General features: G+C 49.4%; 13 protein-coding genes. 8 read left to right on the forward strand and 5 right to left on the reverse strand.

Annotated features, from left to right (window positions below):
* Window positions 1-22: 22 nt before the first annotated feature.
* From QZZ36_RS01650 to QZZ36_RS01660, 3 genes are all read right to left on the reverse strand, one after another.
* Window positions 23-796 (reverse strand): alpha/beta hydrolase, encoded by a 774-nt coding sequence (locus tag QZZ36_RS01650; RefSeq protein ID WP_295075727.1) that lies wholly within the window; start codon window positions 794-796, stop codon window positions 23-25.
* Window positions 797-1037: 241 nt separating this feature from the next.
* The gene (locus QZZ36_RS01655; protein ID WP_295075731.1) at window positions 1038-1730 is read right to left on the reverse strand and encodes a zf-HC2 domain-containing protein; all 693 of its coding nucleotides are present in this window, start codon (window positions 1728-1730) and stop codon (window positions 1038-1040) included.
* 86 nt (window positions 1731-1816) lie between these two features.
* Window positions 1817-2296, reverse strand: a complete 480-nt coding sequence (locus QZZ36_RS01660; RefSeq protein WP_295075734.1) for a sigma-70 family RNA polymerase sigma factor — start codon at window positions 2294-2296, stop codon at window positions 1817-1819.
* Between the two features lie 282 nt (window positions 2297-2578).
* Between QZZ36_RS01660 and QZZ36_RS01665 the strand changes: the two genes are divergently transcribed.
* The 8 genes from QZZ36_RS01665 to QZZ36_RS01700 all read left to right on the forward strand — a co-directional run bounded on the left by QZZ36_RS01665 (window position 2579) and on the right by QZZ36_RS01700 (window position 10960).
* Window positions 2579-5548: an acyl-CoA dehydratase activase gene (locus QZZ36_RS01665; RefSeq protein ID WP_295075737.1), complete on the forward strand. Its 2970-nt coding sequence runs from the start codon at window positions 2579-2581 to the stop codon at window positions 5546-5548.
* 159 nt (window positions 5549-5707) lie between these two features.
* Complete coding sequence (locus tag QZZ36_RS01670) at window positions 5708-6937, forward strand: 2-hydroxyacyl-CoA dehydratase (protein WP_295075740.1); 1230 nt, start codon at window positions 5708-5710, stop codon at window positions 6935-6937.
* A 33-nt stretch (window positions 6938-6970) separates the two neighbouring features.
* Window positions 6971-7846, forward strand: coding sequence for a phosphatidylserine decarboxylase (locus QZZ36_RS01675; protein ID WP_295075743.1), 876 nt, complete (start codon window positions 6971-6973; stop codon window positions 7844-7846).
* A 16-nt stretch (window positions 7847-7862) separates the two neighbouring features.
* Window positions 7863-8507, forward strand: a complete 645-nt coding sequence (locus QZZ36_RS01680) for a hypothetical protein (protein WP_295075746.1) — start codon at window positions 7863-7865, stop codon at window positions 8505-8507.
* Window positions 8508-8595: 88 nt separating this feature from the next.
* Complete coding sequence (gene ylxM, locus QZZ36_RS01685; RefSeq protein WP_295075748.1) at window positions 8596-8931, forward strand: YlxM family DNA-binding protein; 336 nt, start codon at window positions 8596-8598, stop codon at window positions 8929-8931.
* Window positions 8932-8966: 35 nt separating this feature from the next.
* On the forward strand, window positions 8967-10349 hold the full coding sequence (gene ffh, locus QZZ36_RS01690) for a signal recognition particle protein (RefSeq protein ID WP_295075751.1): 1383 nt from the start codon (window positions 8967-8969) through the stop codon (window positions 10347-10349).
* A gap of 61 nt (window positions 10350-10410) precedes the next feature.
* A complete protein-coding gene (gene rpsP, locus QZZ36_RS01695; RefSeq protein ID WP_295075754.1) occupies window positions 10411-10653 on the forward strand; it encodes a 30S ribosomal protein S16 in 243 nt (80 codons plus the stop codon).
* Between the two features lie 73 nt (window positions 10654-10726).
* Entirely contained in the window at window positions 10727-10960 is a 234-nt protein-coding gene (locus tag QZZ36_RS01700) for a KH domain-containing protein (RefSeq protein WP_295075757.1), read from the forward strand.
* A gap of 58 nt (window positions 10961-11018) precedes the next feature.
* On the opposite strand, the gene QZZ36_RS01705 is transcribed toward QZZ36_RS01700, so the two are convergent.
* The gene (locus QZZ36_RS01705; RefSeq protein ID WP_295075760.1) at window positions 11019-11402 is read right to left on the reverse strand and encodes a DUF6483 family protein; all 384 of its coding nucleotides are present in this window, start codon (window positions 11400-11402) and stop codon (window positions 11019-11021) included.
* Between the two features lie 65 nt (window positions 11403-11467).
* Window positions 11468-12616 (reverse strand): molecular chaperone DnaJ, encoded by a 1149-nt coding sequence (dnaJ, locus tag QZZ36_RS01710; protein ID WP_295075763.1) that lies wholly within the window; start codon window positions 12614-12616, stop codon window positions 11468-11470.
* Window positions 12617-12718: the final 102 nt, after the last annotated feature.

The following is a 12718-nucleotide window of genomic DNA, read 5'->3' on the forward strand; positions in this document are numbered from 1 at the left end:
AATTCCTAATTCCGCATTAATATCATTCTTCTATCTTCATGAACGAGCACATCACGCGGTTAAAGGTGAACTGCTGTTCAAGGAATGAATAATGCCCTGCGTTTTCCAGCTTTACAAGACCTGCGTCGGGTATGAGCTTCTCCATTTTCTCACCGTCGGAAAGGGGAGTTGCAGTATCGTTCACGCCCCATATGAGCAGTGTGGGAGCCTTTATATTCGGCAGGTAAGGCTCCAAGTCCTCGTTTACCACCTTTACCATGACCTGTCTCATCATGGGCGAAGCTGCGGCGTAATCCGCGCTTCCCATTTTCTTGCGGAAGTTCTCCAGCGCGTCGGGGAAGAGCTTTTTTACTATGCCCAATGAAAGGACAGCCTTTCCCATTTTGTAATAGCGTGTGCGCCAGCTCTTCTTGTTGGACTTCGGCGGCATGATGCCTGCGCTGTCCACGAGTATTACCTTTGTCACCCTGAAAGGCAGGTCGTCGCGGCTGTGCATTTTTATGATGACACGTCCGCCGAAGCTGTGACCGAGGAACATAACCTCCTTAGCGTCGTAGTCTTTGAGGAAGTCGATAACGAACTGCACATAGGAGCTCACGTCCCATACTTCCTTTGGCTCGTCGCTCTTTCCGAAGCCGGGCATATCCATAGCCACGACCTTGTACTTCTTCGAGAGAAGCTCCATCATATTGGCAAAAAGGGTGATATTGCTGCCCCAGCCGTGAAGCAGTACGATGAGGTCGCCCTCGCCCTTTTCCTCGTAGTTTATCTTCAAACCGTTGACTGTTTTTTCCAATTCTATTATCTCCGTATCTCTAAGTTGAGAGTGGAGAGTGGAGAGTGGAGAGTGGTGGTGTCTGCTTCGCAGATATATTTTAAAAAGCTTATCGACTCTCAACTCTCAATTCTCAACTTTCCACTCTTATATCATATACGGCATACAGCCGCAAATATACATATATAATTTATTATATCACTTACGGTATTTATTGTCAACAAAAAAATCGGGCGGCAGTTAAGCCGTCCGAATGAGGTCATTATTCTTTTGCTTTTGTGTCGAGCCATAGCTGCCATAGGTCGATAACAACATCTTTGTCACGACAGTGAACAGTAATGGTGTCGCCTTCTTTTACATCGGGAAATCCGCGGACTGATACGTTAGGGGATTCGCCGCGGTCATCAAACGGAAGCTTGAAAGTTGGATATATCTCCATTGACAGTTTGTAATTTGTCATATCTGAGAAATCCCAGAAATCCCTGTGCTCAACATATCTTGCGTTGCTGCAGTCCGGCATAATGCGGACTATAAGTTCTTCGCGCGAGTCGATTTCGGCAGCATCTGGTATTCCGTCATTGTTGCTATCGGTAATGTCAGCTTTATCACTCCAGCTATATGTGTTCACATTCGTGATTTCGGCTGTATAGTGGAGCTTATCAGAGCTAATGGGTATAACTCCCACGAACAGAAAAACAAAGGCGGCTGCCAGTGCGGCGAAAGTTCCGAAAAATATTGCAAAAGCCCTCAGTATGAAGCGCTTTTTTACTTTTTTCAGCGGTTTTACGTCCTTATCAGGCGCTTTTATAATATCTTCCTTATTGTTCATGCTCTCATAGACAGCATTGCACTCCTCACACTCATGGAGGTGCTTTTCTATTTCTTCGTTGCTGTCCTGAGATGTAAGTTTGTCGCAGTACAGCGGCAAAAGGTCTCTCACGATATTGCATTTCATAATATCACTCCTTTCATTGTAGGGACGACCATTGGTCGTCCGAAAAGCAAATTTCATGTCGGACGCGCAATGCGCGTCCCTACAGGCTAACGGCTATCGGCTAATTTCTGTTTCGCGCGGTAGTAGGTCACACGTGCCCAGTTTTCGGACTTGCCGAATATCTCCCCTATCTCCCGGAAGCTCAGCTCCTGCGAAGCCCGGAGCAGTATTATCTCCTTTTCCGTCTCCGGCAGGGAGTGTATCCTTTTCAGCAGGCGGATACGGCTGTCCTCGCTTTCCGCCTCCTCGTCGGGACGGGGAGAGGTGTCCTCGATGAGCTCTGTTATCTCCTCGCTTGTATGCTTCCTGCGTTTGCGGAGCTCCTCCAGCCATGCGTTCCGCGCGATACTGCACAGCCATGTGTATACGGAGCTGTCTCCCTTGTACTTTTTAAGCGACCGCAGAGCACGGTAAAAAGTCTCCTGAGTGAGCTCCTCGGCGGTATCGGCATTGCCGCAGAGGGTCATGAGGTACAGGAACACCTTTCTGCCGTTTTCCCTGTAGTATTGCTCCATATCCGACGACACGACACCGCCTCCTTTCCGAACGTTCATATATTAGTTGCACGAAATGCGCATTCGTTACAGAAGATCAGAAAAATTTTCAAATTGACATTGCAGACCTTTCGTGCTATACTGAAAAAGTATTGGATATACGATATTATACAACATTTTGCATACATCTTCAACTCAGTTCCGGAAAAACGGCTGTATATTGTCCGTTGCTTTTTTTACAATTATATGATATAATAATAAGATAGCGGCATTGGATCGGCAGCCGCTGCATAATTACTTCTACTGAGGTGCGTAATGGCAAACAAGTATTCACTGGGTATAGATGTGGGCTCGACCACCGTAAAAACGGTCATAACCGACGCTGACGGGGAGATACTCTACTCCAAGTATCAGCGGCATCTTTCAAAGGTCAAGGAGACCGTAACAGATCAGCTTAAAATAATACAGGCGGACTATCCCGACGAGGAGTTCACTGTCTGCATAACAGGCTCGGCAGGTCTCGGACTTGCAAATTCCGCAGGCATACCCTTCGTGCAGGAGGTACACGCGGCGTTTCTTGCCGTAAAGGAGAAGCAGCCCGACGCCGACGCGGTCATAGAGCTTGGCGGCGAGGACGCAAAGATAATATTCCTTACAGGCGGCGTTGAGCAGCGTATGAACGGCACCTGCGCGGGCGGCACGGGAGCTTTTATAGACCAGATGGCTACACTTCTCGGCATCACCGCCGACGAGCTGGACGAGCTGTCCCTCCACGCCCAGAAGGTATACCCCATAGCTTCACGCTGCGGAGTATTCGCAAAATCAGATATACAGCCCCTTCTCAATCAGGGAGCAAGACGTGAGGACATTGCGGCAAGTATCTTTCAGGCAGTTGTCGATCAGACCGTTTCCGGACTTGCTCAGGGACGTACTATCGAAGGAAAGGTGCTTTTCCTCGGTGGTCCGCTGTTCTTCCTGAACGGACTTAAAAAGGCTTTTGTAAAAACTCTCGGACTTGACGGCAGCAATGCGGTATTTCCGCAGGAGGCTCCCGTATTCGTGGCTTACGGCTGCGCAATATATGCGGCTACAGCCGAGGACGCCTTTGCCATAGACGATATTATCGAAAAGATACAGAACGCAAAGGCTTCAGACGATATTGTCACGGGAGAGCCCCTTTTCAGCTCTCAGGCAGAGTATGAGGGCTTCATAGACAGGCATAAGAAATTCGATCTTAAATACGCCGATCTTCGTACATACACCGGTGACGCATACCTTGGCATAGACGCGGGCTCCACTACCACGAAGCTTGTGCTCATAACCGATGACGGACGTATGCTCTACCACCATTATTCCTCAAATCAGGGACAGCCCCTCGACAAGATAGCCGATCAGGTGAGGAAGATATACTCCGAGATGAATCCCGGCATCACCATAAAGGGCTCGGCTGTTACCGGCTACGGCGAGGATCTGATAAAGGCAGGTCTTTCCATAGACCACGGCATAGTTGAAACTGTTGCCCATTTCAAGGCGGCGGCATATTTCTGCCCCGACGTTGACTTCATAATTGATATCGGCGGACAGGACATCAAGTGCTTCAAGATAAAAAACCAGAGCATAGACAGCATAATGCTCAACGAGGCTTGTTCATCGGGCTGCGGCTCTTTCATACAGACCTTCGCAATGGCTCTCGGATACGATATCGCCGAATTCTCCCGGCTGGGACTCTTTGCGGAGCACCCTGTCGATCTCGGCTCACGCTGTACTGTATTCATGAACAGCTCCGTAAAGCAGGCGCAGAAGGACGGCGCTACCGTTGAGGACATCTCCGCGGGACTTTCCTCGTCCATCATCAAGAACGCCATATATAAAGTAATACGCGCGAATTCTCCTGACGACCTCGGAAAGAATATAGTAGTACAGGGCGGCACCTTCCTCAACGACGCGGTGCTCCGCTCCTTCGAGAAGGAGCTTGGCAGGAATGTTATACGTCCGGCCATTTCCGGACTTATGGGAGCTTTCGGCTGTGCCCTCTACGCAAAGGAAAGAGCGGACGGAGAGCCCTCAAAGCTCATACCGGCAGAGGAACTGGAGAACTTTACATATACCTCACGCTCTGTGAACTGCGGCGGCTGTACCGCGCACTGCCAGCTGAATATCATCAGCTTCGGTCAGGGACGGAAATTTATTTCCGGAAACCGCTGCGAAAAGGGCGGCGGAGCCGTCAATAAAAACACCGTACCGAATCTCTATGAGTTCAAATACGACAGTATCCTCAATACCGTAAAGACCCATCAGCCAAAGCGTTTCCGCGCAACAGTGGGACTTCCCCTTGCGCTGGGCTTCTATGAGCAGCTGCCCTTCTGGCACACGCTGTTCACGACTTTGGGCTTCAGGACGGTCATTTCCGACGAGAGCTCAAGAGATATGTATTACCTCGGACAGCACACCATACCCTCGGATACGGTATGCTACCCCGCAAAGCTTACTCACGGACATATCGAGAATCTTCTCGACAAGGGAGCGGATTTCATATTCTACCCCTGCATGAGCTACAATCTTGACGAGGGCGGCAGCGACAACCATTTCAACTGTCCTGTAGTCGCCTATTATCCGGAGCTCCTCAAAGCCAACAATCCGAAGCTCAACGATGATAATTTCGTGCATCCCTACCTTGACCTGAATATCAGAAAGAACGTCATAAAGGTACTGGGACAGGCTCTCGGCAGGTATAATGTCAGAGGAAAGATATCTGAGGCTGTGGACAGGGCATACGAAGCCCTTGAGACCTATCACCATACCGTGACCCGCAAGGCAATGGAGATAATAAACCAGGCAAGAGCCGAGGGCAGAAAGATAATAGTCATCGCCGGCAGACCCTACCACATCGACAAGGAGATAAACCACGGGATACACAAGCTTGTGTCAAGCCTCGGCATGGCGGTCATCACTGAGGACAGTATCGCAGGTCTTGCGGAGACTCCGAAGCTGGGGGTACTCAATCAGTGGACCTATCATTCACGTCTTTACCGCGCGGCGAAGTACGTAACTACTCAGCCTGATATGCAGCTCATACAGCTGGTATCCTTCGGCTGCGGAATAGACGCCGTTACCGGCGACGAGGTGAGACATATACTGGAAAGCCGCGGAAAGCTCTATACACAGCTTAAAATAGATGAGATAAACAACCTCGGCGCCGCAAGGATAAGACTCAGGAGCCTTGTTGCCGCTATGGAGCAGGCAGAGAAAAAGCCTGCCAGAAAGCGAGAGGTGCAGCCTGTGTGACGTCACAGGCTCCAAGCATTTATTGGGTAAATAACTTTTTTGGCGGTCGGTAACTGCGGGGCGTTTGCGTATTTGTGGTATAATAAGCAATTGCGAACGCCGTATACACAATAAACCACCAGAATATTTATATACCCCATTTATTATACGGAGGTCACTATGCCCGAATATGCAAAGTTTACCGAGGATATGATAAGGACCCATACTATCCTCGTTCCCGATATGCTGCCCATACACTTCAAAATGCTCATATCCATATTTGAAGCAAAGGGCTATAAGCTGGAGCTGCTGCGGAACGATTCACGAGCCGTAGTTGACGAAGGCCTGAAAAATGTACACAACGACGCCTGCTATCCCGCACTGCTGGTAATAGGACAGTTCATGGACGCGCTGAAAAGCGGAAAGTACGACCCTGACAGGACTGCCCTGCTCATTACCCAGACGGGCGGCGGCTGCCGTGCCTCAAACTATATCCATCTGCTGAGAAAGGCTGTGGCGAAGAACTATCCCCAGATACCGGTGGTATCCCTCAATTTCAGCGGACTTGAAAAGGACAGCGCCTTCAGGATAACAGCGCCCATGTTTCTGAAAATGCTGTACGCCGTGCTCTACGGCGACCTGCTCATGACCTGCTACAACAAGTGCAGAGCCTATGAGATAAACAAGGGCGACGCAAAGAAAATGCTGGACAAATGGCACAGGAGACTGTGCAATATCTTCCGCAAGGGCAGTAAGATGTTCCTGAAAACCAAGAAGATATACAGGGATATACTTGACGACTTTGCTTCCATCCCCCTCAGCAGCGAGAAGAAGATAAGAGTAGGCATAGTGGGAGAGATATACGTGAAGTATTCTCCCCTTGCCAACAATCATCTTGAGGATTTCCTGATATCCGAGGGCTGCGAGCCTGTTGTGCCGTCGCTGCTGGAGTTCGTGATGTACTGCGCAGCGGCAAACTTCAACAACGCCAAGATATATGACCACCCCACAAAAAGCTCTGTGTTCAACAAGATAGGCTACGACCTTATCTACGCAAAGCAGAAGGAGCTGATAAAGGTGATGAAGGAGCAGGGCAGCTTCGAGCCCCTCCACGATTTCGAGCACCTGAGAAAGCTTGCTGACAAGTACATCAATCAGGGCGTTGTAATGGGCGAGGGCTGGCTGATACCTGCGGAAATGGCTGCGCTTGCGAAGTCGGGCGTTGAGAATATAATCTGCACTCAGCCCTTTGGCTGCCTGCCGAACCATATAGTCGCGAAGGGTATGTCAAGAGCAATAAAGCAGGACAATCCCAACGCGAATATAGTTGCTATAGACTATGACCCCGGTGCCACACGGGTAAATCAGGAAAACCGCATAAAGCTCATGCTTGCAAACGCGCGTCTTTGATTTTACGCTCACACATGATATAAGGAGCTCGATATGATAAAAACAAGAACAGGTCAGGTCGTGGTATCAAACGAAAAACAGAACAGACTGCTGAAAAAGCTTTACGGCAGCACTGCGGGAAGAGTCATGCTTAAAGCGCTGACAGCTCCCGCGCTGTCATATATAGCAGGCTGCTTCATGGATTCGCCCCTGTCAAAGCCGCTGATAAAGCCCTTCATCAGACGCTGCGGTATAGATACGTCGGAGTACATTATGAAGGGCATAAATTCCTATAATGACTTTTTTACCCGCAGGATAAAGCCGGGCAGACGACCTGTGGACACTGATCCTGATCACCTTATAAGCCCCTGCGACTCAAAACTGACCGTTCACAAGATAAACAGCAGGAGCTTTTTCTGCATAAAGGGCTCACGTTACAGGGTATCCGACCTGGTCAGCAACGAGTTCCTCGCAAAGCGCTACTGCGGCGGATACTGCTGTATATTCCGGCTTGAGGTGAACGACTATCACCGCTACTGCTATATAGACGACGGAGTGAAAAGCGAAAATACCTATATACGCGGAGAGCTCCACACCGTAAATCCCATAGCCCTTGAAAGATACAATATCTACAAGCGCAACAGCCGTGAGTATACTGTCCTGCATACCGAGAATTTCGGCGATGTGGTGCAGATAGAAGTTGGAGCAATGCTGGTGGGAAGGATAGTCAACCTTCATGAAGAGAGCTCTTTCATGCGGGGCGATGAAAAGGGAAGATTCGAGTTCGGCGGCTCTACGATAGTCCTGCTCTTTGAAAAGGACAGTATCGTTCCGGATATGGATATACTGAGAAATTCCGCCGATGGTACCGAAACTGTCGTGAAGTACGGAGAAAAGATAGGAACAAAGGCTCCTGAGGAGCAGACATGAATACCCGGAGAATGATATGAAAAAAATATATTTGCTGCTGCTTTGCGGCGTTATGTTTACAGCCGCAGGCTGCCTTGAAAAAAAAGAAGTATCCGTCGAGGTGCCTCAGATAGATGTCGCTCCTACGCTGGAACCTTATACCGTCGCGGACGGCGTTTTCGACGTTGACGCGGTAAGGAGCAATATCACCATAAAGGGACAGCACTTTGACCTGCCGGTAAAGCTTTCATCACTTGGCAGTGAATGGGAGTACCGCTTTTACAGCAGGTCGGAGTATGGCCTGAAAAACGGCAGCGGATTGGCGACACTCTACTTCAGGGGTGTTGAGATGTGTACCGCTTCACTGGAAAACTGCTACAAGGGCGCGGAAAAAGAAAGCGTTGTATACAGCATCTCAATAAAGACCAGCGAAAGCGATATCTACGGGATAGTTCCGCTGGTCTCCACCGTGAGCGACGTGGAAAAGCTCCTTGGCAAGCCGGATGACGAGCAGACAATGGAGATACCCTTTATGCACAGCTATACCTACGGTGTTCTCAGCGGGACTGACGATAAGGGCGTCGTGAGAGGCCATTCGGTCACTGTGGATTTTGACCAGAACGGAGTCGTGGACTTCGTGAGCGTTACCTATTCCGATATGAGCGGAACGGAAGAAAAATAATTTTTATTTACCCCCTTGACAAATGGCGGCAAGTGTAGTATAATGTGTAAAGTGATTTTGCATTACAGCATGAAGAGGTACGCTGAATATGGCTAAGGAACTGAAATTCGTAATGCTCCTTGACTGCTACGGAGACCTGCTCACAGAACACCAGCGCAGTATCATGGAGATGTATTACTGCGAGGATCTCTCCCTTGCGGAGATAGGTCAGCCGCTGGATATAACAAGACAGGCAGTGCGCAGTATAATAAAGCGTACAGAGGATATCCTCATGAACTATGAGGAGAAGCTCGGCTTCGCCGAAAGGCTCGGAAAAATGCGTGAATACTTCGGACGTATCGAGTCCGCGGCAGAACGCATCGCCGACGGGGATATCAAAAATGAAATAACAAGTGATATAAAAAAGGTGAGGGAGCTCCTCTGAGCGACCTGACTATTTCATAAACAGGAGGCTTCATAATGGCATTCGAGGGACTTTCCGAAAAACTTAATAACGTCTTCAAAAAGCTCAAATCAAGAGGAAAGCTCACAGAGTCCGACGTAAAAGAAGCAATGCGCGAGGTTCGTCTTGCTCTTCTTGAAGCTGATGTAAGCTACAAGGTAGTAAAGGACTTCGTAAAGAATGTCACCGAACGCGCTGTTGGCGAGGAAGTGCTCGCAAGCCTTACCCCCGCACAGCAGGTAATAAAGATAGTTAACGACGAGCTCGTTTCACTCATGGGCAACAGCAATGCCCGTATAAATATGGCTTCAAAGCCGCCTACGGTAATAATGATGTGCGGTCTTCAGGGTTCAGGTAAGACCACCCACGCCGCAAAGCTTGCAAAGCTGCTCAAGAAAGAGGGACACCGTCCACTTCTTGCAGCCTGCGATATTTACCGTCCTGCCGCTATCAACCAGTTGCAGGTGGTAGGCGCGAAGGCTGACGTAAAGGTATTTGAGATGGGTCAGACAGACCCGGTAGTAATCGCTAAGAAAGCTCTTGCCTACGCTAAGGACTACGGTCACGATATCCTTATCATAGATACCGCAGGCCGTCTTCACATAGACGAGACCCTCATGGACGAGCTGGTAAACATCAAGAATGAGACCCAGCCCGATGAGATAATGCTGGTAGTTGACGCTATGACAGGTCAGGACGCAGTAAACGTCGCAAAGGCGTTTGACGACGCCGTAGGCATCACAGGCGTTCTTATGTCAAAGCTCGATTCAGATACAAGAGGCGGTGCGGCACTGTCCGTACTTTCCGTAACAGGCAAGCCTATCAAGTTCGTGGGTATGGGCGAAAAGCTTGACGATTTCGAGCAGTTCCACCCTGAGAGAATGGCTTCAAGAATACTTGGCATGGGCGATGTTCTTACCCTTATCGAAAAGGCTGAGAACGTAATGTCCCAGAAGGACGCTGAAAAGCTGACAAAGAAGTTCAAGGAGAACAAGTTCGATATGGACGACCTCCTCGACCAGATGAAGCAGATAAAGCGTATGGGCTCCATGAAGTCAATACTTGGTATGCTCCCCGGCGTCGGCGACAAGCTCAAGGACGCTGATATCGACGAGGGCCAGCTCGGCAGGGTAGAGGCTATGATAACCTCTATGACACGTGCTGAAAGAGCAAAGCCCTCTATCATAAATCCCTCCCGTAAAAAGCGTATCGCAAAGGGTTCGGGAACAAAGGTAGAGGACGTAAACAGACTGCTGAAGCAGTTTGAGCAGATGCAGTCGGTAATGAAGCAGTTTACAGGCAAAAGCGGAAAGATGTCTCTCCGCAAGGCAAGAAAGAACCTTGCAGGTATGAACTTTGACAAGTTCACAGGCAAGGGCGGCGGCAATCTGCCGTTCTGACAGGTTTTCAATGCGGTCTCCCGCCGCTTGAATATATATTATGTTTCCGGAGGTGAATACAATGGCAGTAAAGATCAGACTCAGAAGAATGGGTGCTAAGAAGGCTCCTTTCTATCGTGTAGTAGTTGCTGATTCCAGATATCCGAGAGATGGTCGTTTCATCGAGGAGATCGGATACTTTGATCCTACAAAGGAGCCCTCTGTAGTTAAAATAGACGCAGATAAGGCTAAGGACTGGATCGCAAAGGGCGCTCAGCCTACAGACACAGTAAAGGCTATCCTCAAGAAAGAGGGAGTTCTTTGATCATAAGCTAAATGGAAGAGGAGAGGCTTGAGCGTCTCTGCCTCTGTCCGGCAGCTTTACGGAGGTTTTTACAATGAAAGATTTACTTTATGCCATCGCAGCAGGTCTTGTAGAAGATAAAACTGCCATAAATATTACCGAAGACGCACCGGATGAAGAGGGCGTTATAGTTTTTCACCTTAACGTAGCTCCAGACGATATGGGAAGAGTTATCGGCAAGCAGGGCAGGATAGCAAAGGCTCTCCGTACGATCATGCGTGCAGGTGCAGCTAAGAAGGACCAGAAGGTCTCTGTTACGATCGAATAAAAAGTGAGCTCCCTATAAAGGGAGCTTTTTGTTGGCTTACGTTTAACGTAAGCCTTTTTTATTTTTCGTCGCCGCCGAAATAGAGGTCTGTCATCTGATTTAAGCCGAACTTTTCCGCAAAGTGCTCAAAGTCCTTTTTAGCCGTTACAAGGCTGTAACCATTTTCATCAAAGAAATCATCGTCCATATCGCTGAGCTGGGCATAGAATTCAAGACCTATCATCAGGTTTTCCTTGGTGTTGTTATCAGAGAGCCTGTCAAGCTGCTCAACAGCTTCTTTCGGCTCGCCGTTCCTCATTTGTTCTATGAGTGCGAATGCCTTCTGCCTTTCGACCTCCTGCAGCATTTCAAAGGATCTCTCCACCTTTGTGCCAAAGACCACCTTGGCGATAACAGCGGTCATTTCTTTTATCTGCCGCATGATGTAATCCTGTTCAAACATAAACAGCCTCCTTTCGTTATAAAAACAGACCTGCCGTTTATGGCACGACAGGTCTGTATCGTTTGTCAGAAATCAAGCTTTGAGCGGAGCTTCTCGAAGAAGCTCTGACGCTTTGCGTAGTTCTTTTCGTTGAGTGAAGCCTCGAACTCTTTCAGGAGGTCCTTCTGCTTCTTTGTGAGGTTCTTGGGTACTTCAACATATATCTTTACGTACTGGTTTCCGCGGTCTGTGCGGTGGAGGCGTGTAACGCCCTTGCCCTTGAGGCGGAATATAGTGCCTGTCTGAGTGCCCTCGCCGATAGTATATTTTACGTCTCCGTCGATAGTGGGGACTGTTATCTCGGCGCCGAGAACGGCTTCCATGTAAGTAACAGGGATATCGCAGTGTATGTCGTAGCCCTCACGTCTGAATATGGGGTGGGACTTTACATTGATGCCAACGAGAAGATCGCCGCTGGGACCGCCGTTTACGCCGCAGTCTCCCTGACCGCCGATACGGAGTGTCTGTCCGTCGTCAATACCTGCCGGGATATCCACGGATACGGTCTTCTGTACTCTTATACGTCCTACGCCGCGGCACTTGCTGCACGGGTTCTTGATTATCTTGCCCTTGCCTCCGCAGTGAGGACATGGCTTTGTTGAGGAAATAGCGCCGAAGGGAGTACGCTGAGTAGCCTTGATAGTACCTCTGCCCTGACAGTCCGGACAGATATCCGGAGTTGAGCCTGCCTCTGCGCCTGAGCCCTTACAGGATTCACAGACGCACATACGGTTTATCTTGATATCCTGCTTTTTACCGTTGCAGGCGTCCATAAAGCTGATGGAGATAGTTTCCTGTATATCCGCGCCTCTTCTCGGAGCGTTTGCGTTTGAGCGCTTTGAGCCGCCGCCGAAGCCGAATCCGCCGAAGATACTGCCGAGGATATCGTCCATATCGGCAAATCCGCCGAAGCCGCCCATACCGTCAGAGCCGCCGCCGTAGCTGGGGTCGACACCTGCATGGCCGAACTGGTCATAACGGGCACGTTTTTCGGGGTCGGAAAGCACCTCGTTAGCCTCGTTTATCTCCTGAAACTTCTCAACGTATGAAGGATCATCGGGGTGAAGGTCGGGGTGATTTTCTCTTGCCTTTTTTCGGAAGGCTTTTTTTATCTCGTCCTCAGAAGCACCCTTCTGTAATCCGAGGACTTCATAATAATCTCTTTTTTCAGCCATAGATAACTCCATTCTGTCGCTGCCGGAGCAATGACAATGTTGTAGGGGCGGATATTATCCGCCCATGCCGTTTTAAGGGCAGGTTGCGGGCGGCTGATAACC

Origin of the sequence: Ruminococcus sp. (assembly GCF_016287535.1) — a bacterium.
Taxonomy (GTDB): domain Bacteria; phylum Bacillota; class Clostridia; order Oscillospirales; family Ruminococcaceae; genus Ruminococcus.

Excerpts from the sequence above, each read along its gene's own strand:
- QZZ36_RS01655 (WP_295075731.1), bottom strand. The coding sequence starts at position 1,730 with ATGAAATGCAATATCGTGAGAGACCTTTTGCCGCTGTACTGCGACAAA.
- QZZ36_RS01665 (WP_295075737.1), top strand. The coding sequence starts at position 2,579 with ATGGCAAACAAGTATTCACTGGGTATAGATGTGGGCTCGACCACCGTA.
- QZZ36_RS01670 (WP_295075740.1), top strand. The coding sequence starts at position 5,708 with ATGCCCGAATATGCAAAGTTTACCGAGGATATGATAAGGACCCATACT.
- QZZ36_RS01675 (WP_295075743.1), top strand. The coding sequence starts at position 6,971 with ATGATAAAAACAAGAACAGGTCAGGTCGTGGTATCAAACGAAAAACAG.
- QZZ36_RS01680 (WP_295075746.1), top strand. The coding sequence starts at position 7,863 with ATGAAAAAAATATATTTGCTGCTGCTTTGCGGCGTTATGTTTACAGCC.
- ylxM (WP_295075748.1), top strand. The coding sequence starts at position 8,596 with ATGGCTAAGGAACTGAAATTCGTAATGCTCCTTGACTGCTACGGAGAC.
- ffh (WP_295075751.1), top strand. The coding sequence starts at position 8,967 with ATGGCATTCGAGGGACTTTCCGAAAAACTTAATAACGTCTTCAAAAAG.
- rpsP (WP_295075754.1), top strand. The coding sequence starts at position 10,411 with ATGGCAGTAAAGATCAGACTCAGAAGAATGGGTGCTAAGAAGGCTCCT.
- QZZ36_RS01700 (WP_295075757.1), top strand. The coding sequence starts at position 10,727 with ATGAAAGATTTACTTTATGCCATCGCAGCAGGTCTTGTAGAAGATAAA.
- QZZ36_RS01705 (WP_295075760.1), bottom strand. The coding sequence starts at position 11,402 with ATGTTTGAACAGGATTACATCATGCGGCAGATAAAAGAAATGACCGCT.
- dnaJ (WP_295075763.1), bottom strand. The coding sequence starts at position 12,616 with ATGGCTGAAAAAAGAGATTATTATGAAGTCCTCGGATTACAGAAGGGT.